The sequence below is a fragment of the Curtobacterium sp. Curtsp22 genome, assembly GCF_059492135.1.
On the sequence record NZ_CP168519.1, the window covers coordinates 2,045,105 to 2,064,517 of the forward strand.

19 protein-coding genes are annotated in these 19,413 nt (G+C 71.9%); 3 read left to right on the plus strand and 16 right to left on the minus strand.

All coding sequences use genetic code 11. The annotated features are described in order from the left end of the window. Window positions 1-98: 98 nt before the first annotated feature. Window positions 99-2,621, minus strand: a complete 2,523-nt coding sequence (locus ACEN8D_RS09740) for an ATP-dependent DNA ligase (RefSeq protein ID WP_413461577.1) — start codon at window positions 2,619-2,621, stop codon at window positions 99-101. Next, window positions 2,618-3,508, minus strand: a complete 891-nt coding sequence (locus tag ACEN8D_RS09745; RefSeq protein ID WP_309887090.1) for an SDR family oxidoreductase — start codon at window positions 3,506-3,508, stop codon at window positions 2,618-2,620. The genes ACEN8D_RS09740 and ACEN8D_RS09745 overlap by 4 nt, the downstream gene beginning before the upstream one ends. Before the next feature lie 106 nt (window positions 3,509-3,614). On the opposite strand from ACEN8D_RS09745, the gene ku reads away from it, so the two are divergent. Further along, window positions 3,615-4,607, plus strand: coding sequence for a non-homologous end joining protein Ku (gene ku, locus ACEN8D_RS09750; RefSeq protein ID WP_413398870.1), 993 nt, complete (start codon window positions 3,615-3,617; stop codon window positions 4,605-4,607). On the opposite strand, the gene ACEN8D_RS09755 is transcribed toward ku, so the two are convergent. Further along, window positions 4,604-5,083: a DUF6328 family protein gene (locus tag ACEN8D_RS09755; protein WP_309778105.1), complete on the minus strand. Its 480-nt coding sequence runs from the start codon at window positions 5,081-5,083 to the stop codon at window positions 4,604-4,606. The genes ku and ACEN8D_RS09755 overlap by 4 nt on opposite strands. 90 nt (window positions 5,084-5,173) lie before the next feature. Between ACEN8D_RS09755 and ACEN8D_RS09760 the strand changes: the two genes are divergently transcribed. Beyond that, window positions 5,174-5,779 (plus strand): antibiotic biosynthesis monooxygenase, encoded by a 606-nt coding sequence (locus ACEN8D_RS09760; protein ID WP_071296587.1) that lies wholly within the window; start codon window positions 5,174-5,176, stop codon window positions 5,777-5,779. On the opposite strand, the gene ACEN8D_RS09765 is transcribed toward ACEN8D_RS09760, so the two are convergent. From ACEN8D_RS09765 to uriH, 4 genes are read right to left on the minus strand one after another with little or no spacing between them, the layout of a single operon-like run. Beyond that, window positions 5,776-6,711 carry a Ppx/GppA family phosphatase gene (locus ACEN8D_RS09765; protein ID WP_071296586.1) on the minus strand — a complete coding sequence of 312 codons (936 nt, stop codon included), beginning with the start codon at window positions 6,709-6,711 and terminating at the stop codon, window positions 5,776-5,778. The two genes, ACEN8D_RS09760 and ACEN8D_RS09765, sit on opposite strands and share 4 nt — an antisense overlap. A gap of 50 nt (window positions 6,712-6,761) precedes the next feature. Beyond that, entirely contained in the window at window positions 6,762-7,619 is an 858-nt protein-coding gene (locus ACEN8D_RS09770) for a ribokinase (RefSeq protein ID WP_413398871.1), read from the minus strand. After that, window positions 7,616-9,025: a uridine transporter UriT gene (gene uriT / locus ACEN8D_RS09775; RefSeq protein ID WP_071303358.1), complete on the minus strand. Its 1,410-nt coding sequence runs from the start codon at window positions 9,023-9,025 to the stop codon at window positions 7,616-7,618. Before uriT ends, ACEN8D_RS09770 begins: the two co-directional genes overlap by 4 nt. A gap of 5 nt (window positions 9,026-9,030) precedes the next feature. Beyond that, on the minus strand, window positions 9,031-10,026 hold the full coding sequence (uriH, locus tag ACEN8D_RS09780) for a uridine-preferring nucleoside hydrolase UriH (RefSeq protein ID WP_413398872.1): 996 nt from the start codon (window positions 10,024-10,026) through the stop codon (window positions 9,031-9,033). A gap of 179 nt (window positions 10,027-10,205) precedes the next feature. Here uriH and ACEN8D_RS09785 point away from each other — a divergent pair, with 179 nt between their 5' ends. Continuing rightward, window positions 10,206-11,204, plus strand: coding sequence for a LacI family DNA-binding transcriptional regulator (locus tag ACEN8D_RS09785; protein WP_254791849.1), 999 nt, complete (start codon window positions 10,206-10,208; stop codon window positions 11,202-11,204). A 164-nt stretch (window positions 11,205-11,368) separates the two neighbouring features. On the opposite strand, the gene ACEN8D_RS09790 is transcribed toward ACEN8D_RS09785, so the two are convergent. From ACEN8D_RS09790 to ACEN8D_RS09830, 9 genes are read right to left on the minus strand one after another with little or no spacing between them, the layout of a single operon-like run. Continuing rightward, window positions 11,369-13,057: an MDR family MFS transporter gene (locus tag ACEN8D_RS09790; protein ID WP_495600997.1), complete on the minus strand. Its 1,689-nt coding sequence runs from the start codon at window positions 13,055-13,057 to the stop codon at window positions 11,369-11,371. Then, window positions 13,054-13,674 (minus strand): TetR/AcrR family transcriptional regulator, encoded by a 621-nt coding sequence (locus ACEN8D_RS09795; protein WP_070417197.1) that lies wholly within the window; start codon window positions 13,672-13,674, stop codon window positions 13,054-13,056. Before ACEN8D_RS09795 ends, ACEN8D_RS09790 begins: the two co-directional genes overlap by 4 nt. 53 nt (window positions 13,675-13,727) lie before the next feature. After that, window positions 13,728-14,210, minus strand: a complete 483-nt coding sequence (locus tag ACEN8D_RS09800; RefSeq protein ID WP_413398610.1) for a GNAT family N-acetyltransferase — start codon at window positions 14,208-14,210, stop codon at window positions 13,728-13,730. Between the two features lie 14 nt (window positions 14,211-14,224). Next, on the minus strand, window positions 14,225-14,737 hold the full coding sequence (locus ACEN8D_RS09805) for a VOC family protein (protein WP_413398609.1): 513 nt from the start codon (window positions 14,735-14,737) through the stop codon (window positions 14,225-14,227). Beyond that, window positions 14,734-15,453 carry an HAD family hydrolase gene (locus ACEN8D_RS09810; RefSeq protein ID WP_413398607.1) on the minus strand — a complete coding sequence of 240 codons (720 nt, stop codon included), beginning with the start codon at window positions 15,451-15,453 and terminating at the stop codon, window positions 14,734-14,736. The genes ACEN8D_RS09805 and ACEN8D_RS09810 overlap by 4 nt, the downstream gene beginning before the upstream one ends. 54 nt (window positions 15,454-15,507) lie before the next feature. Beyond that, on the minus strand, window positions 15,508-16,149 hold the full coding sequence (locus ACEN8D_RS09815; protein ID WP_413398606.1) for an MBL fold metallo-hydrolase: 642 nt from the start codon (window positions 16,147-16,149) through the stop codon (window positions 15,508-15,510). 58 nt (window positions 16,150-16,207) lie between these two features. Beyond that, window positions 16,208-16,639, minus strand: a complete 432-nt coding sequence (locus ACEN8D_RS09820) for a MarR family winged helix-turn-helix transcriptional regulator (RefSeq protein WP_413398604.1) — start codon at window positions 16,637-16,639, stop codon at window positions 16,208-16,210. A gap of 37 nt (window positions 16,640-16,676) precedes the next feature. Continuing rightward, on the minus strand, window positions 16,677-18,584 hold the full coding sequence (locus ACEN8D_RS09825; protein WP_413398602.1) for an amylo-alpha-1,6-glucosidase: 1,908 nt from the start codon (window positions 18,582-18,584) through the stop codon (window positions 16,677-16,679). Beyond that, the gene (locus ACEN8D_RS09830; RefSeq protein ID WP_413398600.1) at window positions 18,581-19,405 is read right to left on the minus strand and encodes a Type 1 glutamine amidotransferase-like domain-containing protein; all 825 of its coding nucleotides are present in this window, start codon (window positions 19,403-19,405) and stop codon (window positions 18,581-18,583) included. The genes ACEN8D_RS09825 and ACEN8D_RS09830 overlap by 4 nt, the downstream gene beginning before the upstream one ends. Window positions 19,406-19,413: the final 8 nt, after the last annotated feature.

Sequence of the window (19,413 nt, forward strand, 5' to 3'; positions counted from 1 at the left end):
CACCGGAATCCCGGCGGATCGCCCCCGATTCGTCCCCCGGTCGAGGGTGGAACGGGGGACGGAAGTTCGCCCCGGGCTGACCCCATGCGGATGCATGCTCACGATTCCCGGACGACGTCCCCGGGGTCCTTGTCCACCCGCCACCCGCGCCACGAGGGCTGTCGCAACCGGCCGTCCGACGTCCACTCGGCGAACTCGACCTCGCCCACGCGCTTCGGCGTCACCCAGTGCGCGTCGCGGGCATCGGGCCGAGGGACGTCGACGAACGGCGAGGTCTTCCGCTCGAGCGCGCCGAGTGTCGCACCGATCTCGTCGAGGTCGCGATCGCGGAAGCCGGTGCCGACCTTCCCGATGTACTCGAGCCCGTCCGGCCCGGGGACGCCGAGGAGCAGCGAGCCGACCCCACCCGCACGCCGACCACTCCCCGGTTTCCACCCACCGACCACGACCTCCTGCGTGGCGTGGTGCTTCAGCTTGAGCCACGCCTCGGATCGCCGACCCTCGGCGTACTTCGACGTCCGCTTCTTCGCGACGACCCCTTCGAGTCCCTGCTCCGCCGAGTCCGCCATCGCCCGGGCGAGGTCGCCCTGGTACGCGGACGGGACGTCGATCGCGCCACCCGGTTCGACCACCGTCTCGAGCGCCTGGCGACGCGCGTCGTACCCGAGGCGGGTGAGCTCGTGCCCGTCCGCCTCGAGGACGTCGAAGAGCAGCAGCCGGACCGGTGTCTCACGTCGCGCCGCCTCGACCTCGCGCGACCTCGTCAGTCCCATCCGGTTCTGCAGCAGCTGGAACGAGGGCCGCCCCCGATCGTCGAGGGCCACGATCTCGCCGTCGAACACGCCGTCCACCCCGGCGCGGTCGCCGAGCTCTTGGAGCTCGGGGTACTGCACCGTCAGGTCGTTGTCGTTGCGGCTGCGGAGCGTCACCGAACCGTTGCTGACGGTCGCGAGCGCGCGGATGCCGTCCCACTTCATCTCGAACGCCCAGTCGGACGCGTCCAGCGTCGGCTCGCCCTTCGCGAGGGTCGCCTGCATCGTGCGGCGATCAGCCGGAGCGGTGTCCGACGCGGCCGTCCGGTCGATGCGCGCGGTCGGGTCGCCGCCGGCGGGTGCGGGTCGGGAGGCGCGGCCCGTCCCCGCCCCGTCCCCGCCGTCCGCCAGGCGGTCCGGCTGGTCCTTCGTGCGGTGGATGAGCCAGTTCTTCTCGTCGCCGTCGCGCCCACGACCCCGCCCGCGGGTGTGCAGCAGCGCCAGTCGGCGAGCGCCCCCGGTCCGGCCGTGCAGGGTGACGATGACCTCTTCGCCCTCGCGCCACTTCTCGAGCTCGTACGTGCCGTCGTCCCAGATCGTGACCGTCCCGCCGCCGTACTCGTCCTTCGGGATCGTGCCCTCGAACGCGCCGTACTCGAGCGGGTGGTCCTCGGTCTGCACTGCCAGGTGGTTCTTCCCCGGGTCAGTGGGTTCACCCTTCGGCAGCGCCCAGCTGACCAGGACCCCGTCGTGCTCGAGCCGGAAGTCGTAGTGGTCGCGTGTGGCGTGGTGTTCCTGGATGACGAACGTCGGGGTGCCGTCCTTCCGCACCGTCGGCGCGTCCTCGGGCACGGGTTCAGGGGTCTTCGACGCGTCGCGCTTGGCGCGGTACGCGGCGAGCCGGTCGCGCGCGGGCTGCTCCGCGTCGTTCGTCTGCTGGGTCCGGTCGCTGTCCCAGTGACCGTGGTCGTCCCGTCCGACCGCCAACGAGGCGGAGGCGACCGGGTGCAGGTGGTCGCCCCGTTCCTCCAGGCGTTCGAGGACCTCGTCCAGGGTGAGCTGCGCGAGCCCGCGTTCGGTGAGTTCCTTCCAGGTGCGGGGCGCGGCGACCGTCGGCCGGTCACGGCCGCGAAGAGAGTACGGCGCGATCGTCGTCTTGTTGCCGTTGTTCTGCGACCAGTCGACGAACACCTTGCCCGTCCGCTCCGCCCGGCTCATCGACGAGAGCACGAGGTCCGGCAGATCCTGCTCGAGCGCCTTCGCGAGTTCGTGCGCCACCTCGGAGACGTGTGAGGTGGAGGCCGTGCCGTCGAGCGCGGCGTAGAGGTGGATGCCCTTCGACCCGGACGTGACCGGGTACGGGTCGAGCCCCATGCCGTGCAGGATCTCGCGCGCTGCGAGGGCGACCTCGACGCACTCGGGCAGCCCGACGCCGTCGCCGGGGTCGAGGTCGAGGACGAGCCGGTCCGGGTTCTGCTGCCCGCCGCGGGGGCCGAACCGCCACTGCGGCACGTGCAGCTCCAGCGCGGCCTGCTGCGCCATCCACACGAGGGTCGGCAGGTCGTCGACGATCGGGTACTCGTTGTCGTGCTCGGCGTGGTGGATGGTGTGGTGCCGGACCCAGTCGGGCGCGGAGTCCGGCAGGTTCTTCTCGAAGAACACCTTGCCGTCGACGCCGTTCGCCCACCGCTTCCGGGTCACGGGGCGGTCCTTCACGTGCGGGATCATCCACGGCGCGACCCGCTCGTAGTACTCGATCACGCGCCCCTTGGTGGTGCCGGTCTCCGGGTAGAGCACCTTGTCGGTGTTCGTCAGGGCGATGCGGCGGTCCCCCACCAGGACCACGGTCTTGCGCGCGGTCGGACTCACAGCGCCACCCCGGTCGCCCCCGCCACCGTGAGGGTCGTCCCCGACGTGTACGACGACTCGGGGCCGGCCAGGTACACGTACGCGCTGCCGAGCTCGACCGGCTGCGCAGGTCGACCGAAGGGCGTGTCCTGCCCGTAGGCGGCGATCTCGTCGCCCGGGTAGCTGATCGGCTGCAGCGGCGTCCACACGGGGCCCGGGACGACGGTGTTCGCCCGGATCCCCTTCGCCGCGAGCTGCCGCGCCAGCCCGTTCGTGTACGTGATGATGGCGGCCTTCGTCGCCGCGTAGTCGATCATCCGGTCCTGCGGTTGGTAGGCGGACACCGAGCTCGTCGTGACGATCGCACTGCCGGGCGCCATGTGCGGCACCGCCGCGCGCACCAGCCAGAACAGCGAGTACAGGTTGACCTTCATCGTGCGGTCGAAGTCCTCGGTCGACTGCGCCGTCACGTCGTCGTGCACCTTCTGGTGGCCGGCGACGAGGACCAGGGCGTCGAGTCCGCCGAGCTCGCTGACCGCGTCCCGCACGAGTGTGTCGCAGAACCCCTCGTCGGTCAGGTCACCGGGGAGCAGCACGGCCTTCCGCCCGAGGTCGCCCACGATGTCCCGCACGGCTTCGAGGTCGTCGCGTTCCTCGGGCAGGGCGTTCAGGGCGACGTCCGCGCCCTCCTTCGCCATCGCGATCGCCGCTGCCCGCCCGATGCCCGAGTCGGCCCCGGTGACGAGCACGCGGTAGCCGGGCATGCGGCCCGTGCCGAGGTAGCTCGTCTCGCCGTGGTCCGGTGCCGGGTCCATCGCGCTCGCCAGTCCGGATCCCTGCTGCGTCTGGGCCGGGAAGGGCGGACGGGGGAACTGGTCGCGCGGGTCCTGCTTGTCGAGCTGGCTCATGGGCCCATGGTGCTCGCGCCGCGGCCACGGCGGTTCAGCGAAGCGGGATCTGTGGAGAACCCGTCCGCTGCGGGCGCTCCTGTGGAGAGACGGGCATCATGTGCCCATGAGGTCGATCTGGAAGGGCTCCATCGCGTTCGGGCTCGTCAACGTGCCGATCAAGGTCTACGCGGCGACCGAGACGCACGACGTGTCGCTGCACCAGGTCCACGACGAGGACAAGGGCCGCATCCGGTACAAGCGCGTCTGCGAGTTCGGCCACGAGGTCGAGTACGCCGACATCCAGCGCGCCTACGACGACGGCGACAAGACGGTGGTGCTCACCGCCGACGACTTCAAGCAGCTCCCCGAGGAGCAGTCGCACGAGATCGAGGTCCTCGAGTTCGTCCCCGTCGATCAGGTCGACCCGATGATGTTCGAGAAGTCCTACTACCTCGAGCCCGACTCCCGCTCCCCCAAGGCCTACGTGCTCCTGCGCGAGACCCTCGCGAAGACCGACCGGCTGGCGATCGTGCAGTTCACGCTCCGGCAGAAGACCCGGCTCGGCGTCCTGCGGGTGAACGACGACGTGATCCTGCTGCAGGGGCTGCTCTGGGGCGACGAGGTCCGCGCCGCCGACTTCAAGGGGCTGGACGCAGCGGTGAAGGTCAGCGCGAACGAGCTGAAGATGTCGTCGTCACTCGTCGACAGCATGTCCACGGACTTCGACCCCGACCGCTACACCGACGCCTACCAGGTGGAGCTGCAGCAGCTCATCGACGCGAAGCTGGAGTCCGGCGACGACATCGACACCGAGAAGACCTTCGGTGAGCGCTCTGAGGACGACGACGATGACGAGGGTGGCGACGTCATCGACCTGATGGCCGCCCTGCGCGCGTCGGTGGACAAGAAGCGGTCCGGGTCGGGAGGCACGGGGTCGCGTTCCCGGAGCGGGTCCCGTTCCACGAAGCAGGACTCCACGGCCGACGAGTCACCGGAGAAGGCCCCGGCCGAGAAGACACCCGCGAGGAAGACCCCGGCGAAGAAGCCCCCCGCGAAGAAGACCCCGGCGAAGAAGGCCCCCGCCAAGAAGCCGGCCGCGAAGAAGCAGGCCAGCTAGCCGTCCTTGCGGGTCCGCCGGAGCCCGAGCGGGATCGAGACCCAGAGCAGGGCGGTCCCGAGGAACACGACGATCCCGCCGACGAGCCCGCCGACGTCACCGACCACCACGTCGAACACGAACAGCACCGTGCCCGAGAAGAGCAGGGCGCTGGCTGCCAGCGCCGCGATGAGGACGACGTTCCCGACCCGGACGAGGTCGTGCTTCTGACGCTGCCGGAAGACGAGCCGGTGCGACGCCACCGCCGAGAGGGCGACCACCGTGACCAGCACGGCCAGCACGACGAGGACGAGGTAGATCGTCTCCTGGCCATCGCTCAACGCCGTGAACCGTTGTTGGAAGGGCAGGGTGAGCAGGAACCCGGCGAGGATCTGAGTGCCGGTCTGCACGATGCGCAGCTCCTGCTCGATGTCGTTCCAGTTCCGGTCCCACCGTTCCGTCGACGTCTCGTGCCGACCACGCTCGGTCTCGCTCACACCACGAACCTAGCCTCGCCGACGCCCGAGCGGCGCGGGCGCAACAGACCGTGTCACGAGCAGGAAACACGCGTCGGCCAGACTTGACGCATGACTCCAGAAGAGCCTGGGGCCTTGTCGTCGCCACCCGCGACCGATGGCCCGCCCGTCACCGTCTCCATCACCCGACTCGTCGAACCAGAACGGATCCCCGACGTCACCCGCTGGGTGCAGTCCGGCGTGAACCTCGCCAACCGCTACCCGGGCTTCCTCGGCTCGGGCTGGGTCCGCTCGCACGCGACGAGCCGCGAGTGGCACATGCTCTACCGGTTCGCCGACCACGACTCCCTCGCCACGTGGGAGAACTCCGACGACCGGCTGCGGTGGCTCGACCTCGGGCGTGACCTCGTGGTGGAGTCCCGCGTCGAGAAGCGCACCGGGATCGAGGGGTGGTTCGACGCACCGGCCGATGCCCCGGCGTCGAGCGCACCGCCGCGGTGGAAGCAGGCCGTGAGCATCTGGCTCGGGTTCTTCCCGGTCAACCTGGCGTTCACGTACCTCGTCGGCTGGCTGGTCCCCGCGTTCGGCGCACTCCCCGTGCTGCCGCGCGTGCTCGTCACGACGCTCGTGCTCACGCCGATCATGACGTTCTGGGTGCTGCCGTTCGTCACCCGGATGATCCGCCCGTGGCTCCTCGCGCCGCCGAGGAACGGCTAGCCGAGCACCGACAGCTGGTCGAGCCGCTCGAGGATCACGCCCTCGCGGAGCGCCCACGGGCAGATCTCGAGCGCCGGCAGGTCGAAGATGTCCAGGCAGGCCTCTGCAACCAGTGCTCCCGGCACCACCTGGTGCGCCCGGCTCGGCGACACCCCGGGGAGCTCGGCCAGCTCGGCGACCGACATCGTCAGGAGCGCCGGCAGCTTCGCGCGGAGCACGTCGCCGTCGAGCGCGCGCGGCACGAGCGGCCCCGCACCCGAGGGCGCCGCGCCGCAGATCCGTGCGATCGACCGGAACGTCTTCGAGGTCGCCACGGCACGGTCCGGCCGCCCGGCGCGCAGCAGCAGCCCGGCGTCGCGGGCGATCTCCACTCGGATCTCGTGGCGGATCCGGCGCACGTCGTCCTCGGTCGGGGTCCCAGCCGCGAAGTACGACCGGGCGAGCCGGGCGGCGCCGATCGGCATCGACCACGCGACGTCCGGCGCTTCGTCCGCTCCGCCGGCGATCTCGAGCGACCCACCGCCGATGTCGAACACGGCCAGGCGACCAGCGGACCACCCGAACCACCGCCGCACGGCGAGGAACGTCAAGCGCGCCTCGTCCCCGCCGGACAGCACGGCGAGCTCGACCCCGGTCGCCCGTTCGACGTGGGCGAGCACCGCGTCGGAGTTCACGGCGTCGCGGACGGCCGAGGTCGCGAACGCGAGCATGTCCTCGCACCCGCGGTCCTCGGCGACGCGGACGGCGTCGGCGACGAACGAGGTCAGGGCGTCGACGCCCGCCTCCGTCACCGCGCCGGCGTCGTCGAGGTGCTCGGCGAGACGCAGCGGTTGCTTGAACGACGACGCCGGCAGCGGGGCGGCACCGCCGTGGGCGTCCACCACGAGCAGGTGGCCGGTGTTGGACCCGATGTCGAGGACTCCCACGCGCATGCCACAACGCTAGTGGCCCCGTCGGACGGGCACGGCCCAGGAGGCGCGGTTCATCCCCGCAGGAACGACTCCAGTTCCGCGGTGGTCGGGTACGACGCCTGCGCGCCCGCCTTCGTCGCGGCGTACGCCCCGACACCGACCGCGAACCGCGCGGCCTCGACCAGCGGGTTCCCGGCGGCGAGGCGGAGCGCCACCGCACCCATGAACGCGTCGCCGCAGCCCGTGGTGTCCACCGGCTCGACCCGGACGGCGTCGATCGACACCGGCTCGGCGTCACCGTCGTGCACGACGCACCCCGAGCCGCCCCGGGTCACGATCGACCGTCGGACGCCGTGCTCCCCGAGCTCGGCGGCCTCGTGCTCGTTGACGAGCAGGACGTCGGTCAGCTCGAGGAGCTCCGCCGGGACGGCACCGAACGGGGACAGGTTCGTGAGCACCGTGACGCCCGCGGCGTGCGCTGCGCGGGCGGCGGCCAGGACGACGTCGATCGAGACCTCGAGGCAGAGACCGAGCACGCCGGCACCGTCGAGGGCATCGGCGGGGACGTCGTCCGGGGTCAGCGTGCCGTTCGCGCCGGCGGAGATCACGATGGTGTTCTCCCCTGCGCGGTCGACCGTGATGACGGCGGTGCCGGTGGCCACGCCCTCCCGGACGGCGACGTGCGTCGTGTCGACACCCGCCGCCGCGACGGAGTCGCGCAGCAGTCGACCGTTCCCGTCGTCGCCGACCGCGCCGATCATGCGCACGGCACCCCCGAGCCTCCCGGCAGCCACCGCCTGGTTGGCGGACTTGCCGCCTGGCAGGATCGCGAGGTCGGACCCCTGGAGGGTCTCACCGGGCTTCGGGAAGCGCTCCGTGCGGACCACCAGGTCCGCGTTGAGGCTCCCCACGACGACGATGCCGGTCATGCGGCGGCTCCTGTCTCGGCCGAGGCCGGGCGCGGGATGAGGAAGGACGTGGCGAGTGCCGCGCAGGTGATCACGGCACCGAGCAGCATGCCACCGGAGTACCCGGCGGTACCCGCGGACCCGCCGGTCCCGAGCGCGATCTGCAGGGCGGGCAGGACGGCGAAGCTGATGCCGGCACCGAGGTTGAACGCACCGGCGTTGAGGCCGGGCAGGAAGCCGGGGTTGGACTCCGGCGAGAGCACGATGCCGAGCCCGTTCAGGATGATGTTCGCGATGCCGGCGTACGTGATGCCGATCAGCACGGTCGCGGCGATGAGCACCGGCAGCGAGTGCACGCCGACGAACGCCATGACGAGCGTCGCGACGATGCTCCCGACCAGGCCGACGCGCAGCACGGCGCGGTAGCCGAGGGTCGGCGCGAGCCGGCCGGCGAAGGGTCCGACGATCCAGCCGACCAGCGCGTACGGGGTGAGGAACGCGAGCGAGGCGAGGTCGGCCTCCATGCCGAAGCCCGCGTCCGGGTTCTGCGCGAGGCTCGTGACGAGGCCGTTCACGACCGCGAACACGCCCGTCATGGTGAGCAGGGTCGTGACGAGCAGCGCCCAGGTCGCACGGCGCTTGAGGAACCGTGTCTCGACGAGGGGCTCGCGCACCCGCGACTCGACCGCCCAGAAGACGCCGAAGGCCACGAGGGCGAGGACGATGCCACCGACCACGAGCCCCCAGTCGGCGGCTGCGAGCTTGCCCGCCTCGTTGAACGCGGTGAGCAGTGCGCCGACGCTGACGACGAGCGGCAGGACACCCCACCAGTCCATGCGGGTGCCGGCCGACGGCTTCGACTCGACGCCCCACGCAGCGACCATCAGCGCCGCGACGACGGTGACGATCGCGATGACCCAGAAGATCCCGCGGAACCCGAAGTGCGTCGCGATCCACCCACCGGCGAGCGCGTCGACGCCCGCGATGCCGCCGTTCACAGCGGTGAGCAGGCCGAGGGCGGCGCCGTAGCGCTTCGGGTCGGCGATCTCGTTGCGGAGGATGAGCAGGCCGATCGGGACGACCGGGCCGGTGACGCCCTGGATCATGCGACCGACGAACAGCATCGGGACGTTGACCGCGAGCGCCGCCACGATGCTGCCGACGAGCATCACCGCGAGCATGCCGAGCAGGACGCGCTTGCGGCCGACGATGTCGGACAGGCGCGGCAGGAACAGCGAGAACAGCGCCGCCAGGGTGAAGAACAGCGTCTGCGACAGGCCGATCGTGGCGTCGTCGGTGTGCAGCTCGCGGGCCATCGTGACCAGGGCGGGGCTGAGCATGCTCGCGTTCAGCTGGAACGCGATGCAGGCTGCGAGGAGCGCGGCGGTGAGGGCGCCGATCGACTTCTTCGTCGATGTGGTGGTCATGGGGGTCAGTGCTCCGTGGTGGTCGTGGTGGCTGCGGTCCGGGGCGTCCAGCCGGTGTCCGGGGTCTCGCCGATGCGCTCGAGGGCATCGACGACGAGGTCCCAGAACCGTCCGTGGTCGAGCTCCATCGCGGCGCTCGTGCGGCAGTCCTCCGGCGCGGGCGCGCGGAAGTCGGCGACGGTCATGCCGAGGGTCAGGGTGCCCTGCGTCTCGACGTGGATCGGGACCTTCACCGCACGGACGACGGTCGGGTCGATGACGTACGCGACGGCGCAGGGGTCGTGCACGGGCGGCGCGTCGAAGCCCTGGGCGTCCTTGTACGTCTGGCCGAAGAAGTCGAGCAGCTCGCCGACGAACGCGGCGGGGGCGGTGCCGACGGCGGCGATGCGCTCGGCGACCTCGGGCGTCGCGAGCGCCTGGTGCGTCAGGTCGAGGCCGACCATGACGAGGTCCCAGCCCGCGTCGAAGACGATCGAGGCGGCCTCGGGGTCGATGACGATGTTGAACTCGGCGACCGGGCTCCAGTTGCCGGCGTGCACCCCGCCGCCCATCAGGACGACCTGCTTGACACGCTCGACGATGCGGGGCTCCTTGCGGGCCGCGAGGGCGATGTTCGTCAGGCCGCCGGTCGGCACCAGGGTGACCGTGCCGGGCTCGTGCGCCATGACGGTCTCGATGATGAGGTCGACCGCGTGCCGCTCGTCCAGCTCGAACGACGGCGAGGGGAGCATCGGCCCGTCGAGACCGCTCTCGCCGTGGATGTCGCCGGCGACCTCGATCTCGCGGAGCAGCGGACGGTCGGCACCGGCGGCGAACGGGACCCCGGTGATCCCGGCGATGCGGGCGACGGCGAGGGCGTTGCGGGTGACCTTCGGGAGCGTCTGGTTGCCGACGACGGTCGTCACGGCGAGGAGCTCGATGTCCGGGTTGCCGTGGGCCAGCAGGATCGCGACGGCGTCGTCGTGGCCGGGGTCGCAGTCGAGGATGATCTTCTCGGGCACGCGGGGCGCTCCACTTCTTCGGGGATCAGGAGGTCGAGGCTCGACGAGGTGGGGATCCGCGGCGAGGATCAGCTCCCGCGGCACGTCAAGCGTTTGACATGGAAACACGTCAAGCGTTTGACGTCAAGTCATCGGCGGCGGACCCGAACTGCGCGGTCCGCGCTCGGTAGCATCGACGCGTGCCATCCTCCGCCGCCCCCGGCCGTCGTGTGACCGCTGCGATGGTGGCCGAGCGCGCGGGGACGAGCATCGCCACGGTGTCGCTCGTCGTGAACGGCAAGGACCGCGGCCGGGTCTCCGTGCCGATCGCCACGAGGGTGCGCGACGCCGTCGACGAACTCGGCTACGTCGTCGACCACGCTGCCAGTTCCCTCGCGCGGGGCAGTGGCGACCTCGTCGTCCTGATCGCCCCCGACCTGTCGAACCCCTTCTTCGCCGAGGTGATACGCGGCGTGCGCGACACTGTCGGCGACCGCTTCCAGCTCGTGCTCTCCGTCACGGAGCGCGGGGCCCAGCCCGTGGCCGCCGACGTCCGACGGTTTGAGCGGCTCCGCCCGGCCGGGATCCTGGTGGACGCGCCCGCCGCCGACGAGACGATGACCGCCACCGTCCCCGTGGTGCTGCTCGACGCTCCCGGCGGACCCGAGGCCGTGAACTACGACCTCTCCCCCGGTGTCCACGAGCTCGTCGCCCACCTGCACGAGCGCGGGCACCGGCGGGTGGGGTACCTCGACGGGACCTCGCGGGCTGCGACGTTCGGCGTCCGTCGGGAGCTCTTCGAACAGGAGTGCGCGGCCGTCGGCATCGAGGTCTCCGAGGTCACCGCCCGCGCCGACCTCACGGTGGACGCCGCGGCCTCGGCGACCGAGCACGTCCTCGAGGCCTGGCAGGACGACGACGTCACGGCGGTCGTCGCGGCTGCCGACACCCTCGCGTACGGGGTGCTCCGGGTCGCCGGGCAGCTCGGCATCGCGGTCCCCGGCGAACTCGCCGTCGCGGGGTTCGACGACCTGCCGTCGTCCTCGGTCACGGCGCCGGCCCTGACGAGCGTCGCACTCCCCGGCGCGGACCTCGGCCGGGCCGCGGCGCTGCGGTTGCTCGCGACGCTCGACGGCACCGCGCCCGAGGCCGCGGCGCTCCCCACGCGCCTGGTGCGCCGCGCGAGCACGGGCGCGTAGCGCGCCGTCGGCGCCGCGCGCCGAAAGGATCTCACGCGCTCACCGACACCTCACGCGCCGTTCGTGGCGTGAGGTGTCGGTGCGCGCGTGAAGTCGTCACCACAGAGCGGACGGGAGGCGCGGTGCGAGCTGGCACCGCGCCTCCCGTCCTCGTGTGCTGGCGGTCAGCGCTCCGAACGGTCCGGACCGGCATCGGCCGGCTCAGGCTCGGCGGCGCCGGCCGTGTGCCCCGCGCGCTGCGCCCGCTCGAGCTCGTCGGCCTCGGCGCCGCCGACCGCCTCGCCGCGGGCGACCATGCCGGCCGTGTCGGAAAGCTTGATCTGCGGGAGGAACAGCGCGAGCAGGAACGCCACCGCGATGAACGGCAGCAGGTACCAGAACACGGGCGCCAGGGAGTCGGCGTACGCGTTCACGATGCCGTCCTGCACCGCCTCCGGCAGCTTCGCCACGGTCGCGGGGTCGATGCTGCCCGCCGACGACGCAGCGTCGGTCGCCGATCCGCCGGCGCCACGGAACACGTCGGTGAGCGACGTCGTGAGCCGCGCCGTGAAGAGCGCACCGAAGACGGCGGTGCCGAGCGAGGCGCCGACCTCACGGAAGTAGTTGTTCGTCGACGTGGCGGTACCGACCTGCTCGGCGGGCACCGCGTTCTGCGCCACGAGGACGACCACCTGCATGATGAGGCCGAGGCCCGCGCCGAAGACGAACAGGTACGCGCAGATGAGCCAGATCGGGGTGTCCGCCGCGAGCTGGGTCATCGCGAGCATCGCCAGGGCGACCAGGATCGTCCCGATGATCGGGAACATCCGGTAGCGACCGGTCTTGGTGATCAGGTTGCCGGACGCGATCGAGGTCCCGATCAGACCGACCATCATCGGCAACATCAGGAGACCCGAGACCGCCGCCGAGGTGCCGGACGCCATCTGCAGGAACGTCGGGACGAAGCCGATCGCCGCGAACATGCCGATGCCGAGCACGAGGCCGATACCGGTCGCGAGCAGGAAGGTGCGGTTCCGGAAGAACGACAGCGGCAGGACGGGGTCCGCCGCACGCGACTCGACGAGCACGAGAAGCGCTGCCGACACGACGAGACCGGCGAACCAGGCCCACGTCTCCGGGGCGTCCCAACCGTGGTCCTTGCTGCCGCCGAACTCCGAGAAGAACACCAGGCACGTCGTCGCGGCGGACATGAAGAGCACGCCGAGGACGTCGATGCGCTTCGTCGCCTTCTTGCTCGGCAGGGTCAGCGCGAACCACGCCACGAAGAACGCGGCGATGCCGACCGGGATGTTGATGTAGAACGCCCAGTTCCAGGTGAGGTGGTCGACGAAGAACCCGCCGAGCAGCGGGCCGCCGATCGCCGAGAGGCCGAAGATCGCACCGAGCGGGCCGAGGTACTTGCCGCGCTGGGACGCCGGCACGATGTCCGCGATGATCGCCTGCGACAGGATCATCAGGCCGCCGCCGCCGAGGCCCTGCATGGCGCGGAAGACCACGAGCTGGGTGAAGTCACCGGCGAACGCACAACCGGCCGACGCGATGGTGAACAGTGCGATCGCGATGAGGAACAGGTTGCGGCGACCGAGGACGTCACCGAACTTGCCGTAGACGGGCATCACGATGGTGGAGGCGAGCAGGTACCCGGTCGTCAGCCACGCCTGGTGCGCGACGCCGCCGAGCTCGCCGACGATGGTGGGCATCGCCGTGGAGACGATGGTCTGGTCGAGGCTGGAGAGCAGCATCCCCGCGATGAGCGCGGAGAAGATGATCCAGATCCGACGCTGCGTGAGGAGCAGCGGTCCGTCGGAGCCTGGGCGGGCACGCTTGGTCGTGCCCGGCGCGGTGGCGCTCATTCGGTGGTGTCCTGTCCGGTCGTGATGGCCGCCCTCATCAGGCGGAGGTTCTGGGTGAGCAGCTCGTCGAACGCGGGGCCCGTGGCTTCGTCGAACGCGTCGTCGAAGTAGGTCTCCGCCGTCACCTTGAGCAGCCCTGCGGCGGCCTCGGTGACGAGCCGCGCACGGCGGTCGGTGGCGTCGCCCCAACCGAACCGCGCTCGTACGGCGTCGGTGATGCGGCCGAGCTGCACGTCGGTGGCCGAGAGGAACCGGGCGACGAGCGCCGGCTCCCGTTCGAAGACCCCGCGGACGAGGACCTCGTCGGCGCGGTCGATGCCGGCCCGGTGGAACTGGTCGATCGCCAGCGCGACGATGGAGTCCAGCGGCTCGAGGTCGGCCGCGACGACACCGCCGGCGGCGTACGCGTCGATGGCTTCGACGTCCGCGTTGATCTCGATGCCGAGCACGGCGTCGTCCTTCGACGCGAAGTGGTTGAAGAACGTCCGCCGGGACACCCCGACCGTCTCGCAGAGCTGCTCGATCGTGAAGCCGTGCAGCCCGTGCTCGATGGTCGCCCGACGTGCCTCGACGATCATGCGTCGGCGCAGCGCGCGGGTGCGTTCGGTGGTGCTCACCGGACAAGAATTGCACTATAGGACTGAGAGTGCAATGTGGAAGTGGGGTACCGCTAGAGCGCCTTCTCGAAGCAGAACGACCACGGCATCGTCGCGGCGTACGGCTCGTACACCGGGATCGGGGTCCAACCGGTCTTCTCGTAGAGCGCCACGGCCTCGGGCTGCTTGTCGCCGGTCTGCAGGATGAGCCGCGCGGCGCCCTCATCACGCCCGACGCGCTCCCCCTCGGTGAGCAGCGCGGTGGCCGCACCTTTCCCGCGGGCAGCGGCGAGGACGATGAGGCGCTTCAGTTCGACCTCGTCACCGAGACGCCGGACGGCGATGTGCCCGAGGGCCTCGCCGTCCTCGTCGATCGCGAGGATCGAGGTGATGATCGTCGCCGGGTCCACGGCGAGCGCCCGGCCACGCTCGGCCGTCACCGCCGGGTCCTCGTCGCCGTTCGCGGCGCCGTAGCGCTCGTGCATCTCCTCGTCCATGCGGGCGCGGAGCGCCACACCACGGGGGTCGTCCCACCGAACGCGTTCGATCGTGATCACGACCGACGATCCTGTCACGGATGCCAGCGTCGGCGCGACGTGTGCTCCTCGTAGGACTGGGGATCGGGGTAGGTCAGGAGCTCGACGGTGCTGCCCCACGGCGTCCGGACGTACACGAACCGATTCCGTTCGCCGGCTTCGGGCCCGGGGAGCGGGCGGGGTGCGCCGAGCGCGGTCGCCCCGGCGACGACGACCCGGTCGAGCGTGGCGTCGAGATCGTCGACGTACAGCGCGAGGTGCTGCCATCCGAGGTCGGACGGCACCGCCGGGGTGTCCTGCTCGACGTGGTCGAAGGCGAACAGCTCGATGCCGGGGCCGTCGGGCAACGCGAGCATCCGGATCCGCACCTCACGGGCGTCTCCGGGGACACCGAGGCGCGACGTCGTCGCCGTACCGCCCTTCGGAGGCTGGTCGGCCGGGAGCGTGTCGTAGAGCACCTCGGCACCGAACGCGTCGACCAGGAACGCGCTGGCCGCGTCGACGTCGGGGACGGTCAGTCCGATGTGGTCGACGCCGCGGACGCTCACGCGACCGCCCCGCTGCCGGCGGCTCCCCCGGCGCGACTCGCCAGGTCCGCGATGGGGCCCCGGCCGGCCCGCAGGTCGGCGAGGACCGCTGCCGCGTCGTCGTACACCTCCGCCGCCCCGGCCCGGCGCAGCTCGTCGCCGCCGATCCCGCCCGTCATCACGGCGACGCAGGGCACACCGACCCGTCCGGCGGACTCGACGTCCCACATCGCGTCGCCGACCATCACCGCAGCATCGGCGGACACGCCGACCTTCCGGAGTGCGACCTCGATGATCCCCGGGTCCGGCTTGGCCTGTTCGACGTCCTCCGAGCTCGTGACGGCGGTGATCCACGCCTCGGCGTCGAGCAGTTCGCGCAGTCGCACGAGTTCGTCCTCGGGCGCGCTCGTGGCCAGCACGACGGCGTGACCGGCCTCGGCGACGGACCGGAGCAGCTCACGGGCACCCGGGAGGAGTCGCAACCGCGGCATCTGCTCGGCGTAGTACGCGGTGTGGAACTGCTTGACGGTGTCGCGCTGCTTGTCGGTGGCGTCCGGCAGCAGCTCCTCGAGCAGCTTCGCCGAGTCCATGCCGATCGCGCGGTGGATCCGCCAAGCGTCGACGGACTCGCCCGCTGCCGTGCACGCCCGCCACCAGGCGTCGATGTGCGGGTAGTTCGAGTCGACGAGGGTCCCGTCGATGTCGAAGAGGACGGCAGTGGAGGGTGCGTCGGGCATCCCTCCACCTTGCTCTGGAGGCGCGGATCACCTCTCAGGGGCGCGTCACGTCCGTCAGACGGTGATCGACTCGCCGGCGGGCAGGATCTGCACCGGCACCGGTCCGAGACCGTCCGGGCCGAGGAACCGCGCGGCGGACTGCTGCCCGAGTTCGCTGAGCATGGCCTCGTGGATCTGCACGGCGTGCTCCGGTGAGACCGCGCGGACGTAGTCGACGGCCTCGGCGGTGCTCGTCCACGGGCCGCTGGTCGGCAGCAGCAGGGTCCGCACCGGGACGCCGGGCACGAGGTAGGCGTCGCCGGGGTGGAACACGGCGCCGTCCACGAGGTAGCCGACGTTCGCGATCGTCGGGATGTCGCCGTGGATGACGGCGTGCTCCTCGCCGAAGACCTGCACCGAGAACGGGCCGACCTCGAACGCGTCACCGGCCGAGACCGCGGCGACGCGGCCGTCGTGCGCGCCGAGCTGGTCGACGATCGCAGCGGGCCCACGGACCACGAGGGCGTCGTTCGCCTCGAGGGCGGTACGGACGGCGTCGACGTCGAAGTGGTCGAAGTGCTCGTGGGTGACGAGGACGGCGACGGCGGCCGTCGCGAGGTCGGCGCCCTCCGGCGTGAACGTGCCCGGGTCGATGACGAGGGTGGCGCCGTCCTGCTCGAGGACGACGGTGGCGTGGTTGTACTTCGTCAGCTCCATGTCGACGAGTCTACAACAGTGTTGTACATCGCCGTGGTCGATCCGGATGAGAGGGCGTTCACCGTTCGAGTCTCGCCGCGATGCGGTCGAACAGTTCCGGCACCCTGGCGAGTGCCGCACGCTCGGCCTCGGACAGCTCGGAGCCGATCACCGAGGCGAACGCCCCGGCTCGGGCGCTCCGTTCCCGGAGCATGACCGTGCGGCCCGAGTCCGTCAGCCGGATCACCGAGACCCGCCGGTCCCCGTCGGACACGCCTCGCTCCACGTAGCCGCGCACCTCGAGCTCCGCGACGGTCCGCGACTGTCCCTGGTGCTTCACGCCGCGGGCCCGCGCGAGCTCGGCGATGGTCTGCGGCCCCTGCCGGTCGAGCAGGCCCAGGCTCGCGCTCTGCGCCTGCGGCAGCTCGTCGGTGAGTGCCCGGGTGGCCCGCACGATCCGGCCGATCGACTCGCGGAGCTCCTCGGCGAGGTCGTCCGGGGTCGTCGTCATGCCCTCGACCGTACCGCCGGATCCCTGCGACGGCGGCCTACCGGAGCGCCACCCAGACGGGGAAGGCGGCGGCGGCACTCCAGGCCTGCGGGCGGCAGGCGGCCGGGTACGGGGCCGGACGTGTGACGGCGGACGCGTCGTCGCCGGCGTGCAGCTCGGGCATCCGGAAGTCGAACGCCACCGCCGCGGCGAGCAGCTGCTCGGACAGGACACGGGCCTCGTCGTGGTGTCCCGACCGGGCGAGGCCCGTGATCACCACGGCGGTGTCGTGCGCCCAGACGGTGCCCCCGTGGTAGCTGAGCGGCCAGTACCCGGCGGCGGTCGTGGAGAGCGTCCTGAGGCCGAAGCCGCTCGCCAGGTCCGGGCTCACGACGCGTGCTGCGACGACGGCTTCCTCGTCAGGGGTGAGCAGGCCGGTGCCGAGCAGGTGGCCGATGTTGCTCGTGGCGGAGTCGACGGGGCGCTTGCGGGCGTCGAGGGCGATCGCAGGGTACCGACCGATGTCGTCGGCCACCCAGAAGGCGTCGCGGAAGCGATCGGCCAGGCGCGCGGCCCAGGCACGCCACGCGTCGCCGCCGGGACGGCCGAACGCATCGAGCAGGTCGGCACCGTGCACCGCGGCCTCGTGCGCGTAGCCCTGCACTTCGCACAGCGCGATCGGGCCGTCGGCGAGGGTGCCGTCCCGCCACTGCACGCTGTCCCCGGAGTCCTTCCAGCCCTGGTTCGCCAGCCCTCGGCCGGACTCGTCGACGTACTCGAGCAGCCCGTCGCCGTCGGCGTCGCCGTGGTCGCGCATCCACGCCAGGGCGCGTTCGAGCGTCGGCAGGAGCGCCTCGACCTCGGCGTCGGGGAGCCCCGCACGCCAGGCGTCGTGGAGCAGGCACGCCCAGAGCGCCGTCGCGTCGACGGTCCCGTAGTAGAGCGGTGGCAGGGAGATCTCGTCGTTGTCGACCGGCAGGGACGCCTGGCGCAGCTCGTGCATGATCTTGCCGGGCTGCTCGGCGGTCGCGGGGTCGTCCGCGGTGCCCTGCAGCGCGGCGAGGACCCGGAGGGTGCCCCCGGCGGTGCTGGTGTCGACGGGCAGCAGGAAGCGGGCGGCCCAGATCGCGTCGCGGCCGAACAGGGTGAAGAACCAGGGGGCGCCGGCGGCGATGAACTCGCCCTCGGGCCGCGCCAGCCGGAGTGCGTCGAGATCGTCGGTGGCACGCTCCAGCCAGCGCCGGAGCCGGTCGTCCTGCACGCCGGCCGGGACGTCGAACGGGCGCGGGGTCGTCACGCCGGTGACGACGGCGTCGGGCGTCTCCACGGCGCAGTCCCACGCGAGGTCGACCTGGTGCGCGCGCTCCGTCCGCCAGCGCAGCACGACGTCACCGTCCTCGACGCGGACGGATGCTCCGGGGGCGTCGAGCCGGACCCGTACGGAGCCCGAGGTCCACGACACGGTCTGCTCCGAGGCGTCGGCGGGGACCGGCTGGGGGCCGTGACCGGCCTTCACCGCGTCCATCCCGGCGGCGTCCGGGGTCAGCCTGACGGTCACGACGAGCTCCGCGGTGCTCGCGCCGGGCCCCTGGAGCCGATCGGTGATGCGCAGGCGTTCCGCCACCCCGTCGATGCGCACCGTCCGACGACGGTCGAGGCGGACGTCCGGATCGGCCCCGGTACCGTCGAGGCCGCGCAGGAGTCCGGTGAAGACGACCTCGCGGGCACCGGCGGGCACGACGGCGATCGGTTCCACCGCGGAGTGCTCGACGCTGACGCGCACGGCGGAGACGAACCGCTGGTCGCCGGTCCAGTAGCCGTGCACGGGGTTCGCGCCGATGGCACCGTCCCGACCGGACCATGCCTGCGTCGGTGCCGCGATGACGGCGACCTCGTCGTGGAGCAGGGGCTGCAGCGTGGCGGTCGTGGCAGCGGCGGTGGTGGTGTTCGTGGTGGTGGAGGTCATGGGGCTTCCTCGTCGACGGGTTCGGGGGACGGGGTCCAGGCGCTGGGTGTCCAGCTCGGTACGGATCGGGGTGCGTCCGGCAGACGACGCACGGGCAGGGGCTCGGCACGGATGCCGGTCGGGTCGCCGGGGGCACGGGCGATGCGCACCGCGCCGCCTCCGTCGTGGTCGGTGACGGCTTCGACGAACGTGGCCGAGCGCCCACGGTGGACGACGCCGACGCCCTCGTGGAGCTCGATGCCCGCCGGGAGGTCCCCCGCCGCGACGGCCGCGCGGAAGACCGGCGACCGGTCCGGGTCCGAGTCGGTGTGGACGCCGAGCGAGCCGGACACGAAGCCGAGTCCGTCGGCGAGGACCGACGGCTGGGGGCCGTGGCTCTGCGTGACGCCGCCGGTGTGCCAGCAGAGCGCGCCGGCCGATCCACCGGCGAGCACCACGCCGGCTCCCCAGGCCTCACGCAGGACCTCGTCGAGACCGTGGGCACGCCACACGGCGAGGAGGTTGACCACGGAGCCGCCCGAGACCCAGACGACGTCCGCACCGAGGACGGCGTCGCGCAGGGACGGCACGTTCCGTCTCGGGAAGAACCGCAGGTGCGACGCCTCGACACCGGCCGTACGGGCCGCGGCGAGCTCTGCCCCCTCGACGGTCCGCTGGTCGCCGCCGGCGGTGTTCACGTGCAACACGCGTGGCGGCCGACCGGCGGGGACGCGGGCGAGCCGGACGGCCTCGAACAGGAGCGGACCGTACGCCGAGTCGTCCCACTCGCCGCCGACCAGACCGCCGCAGGTGGCCAGGATCGTGGGTTCGGTGGCGGTCACGTCGGGGT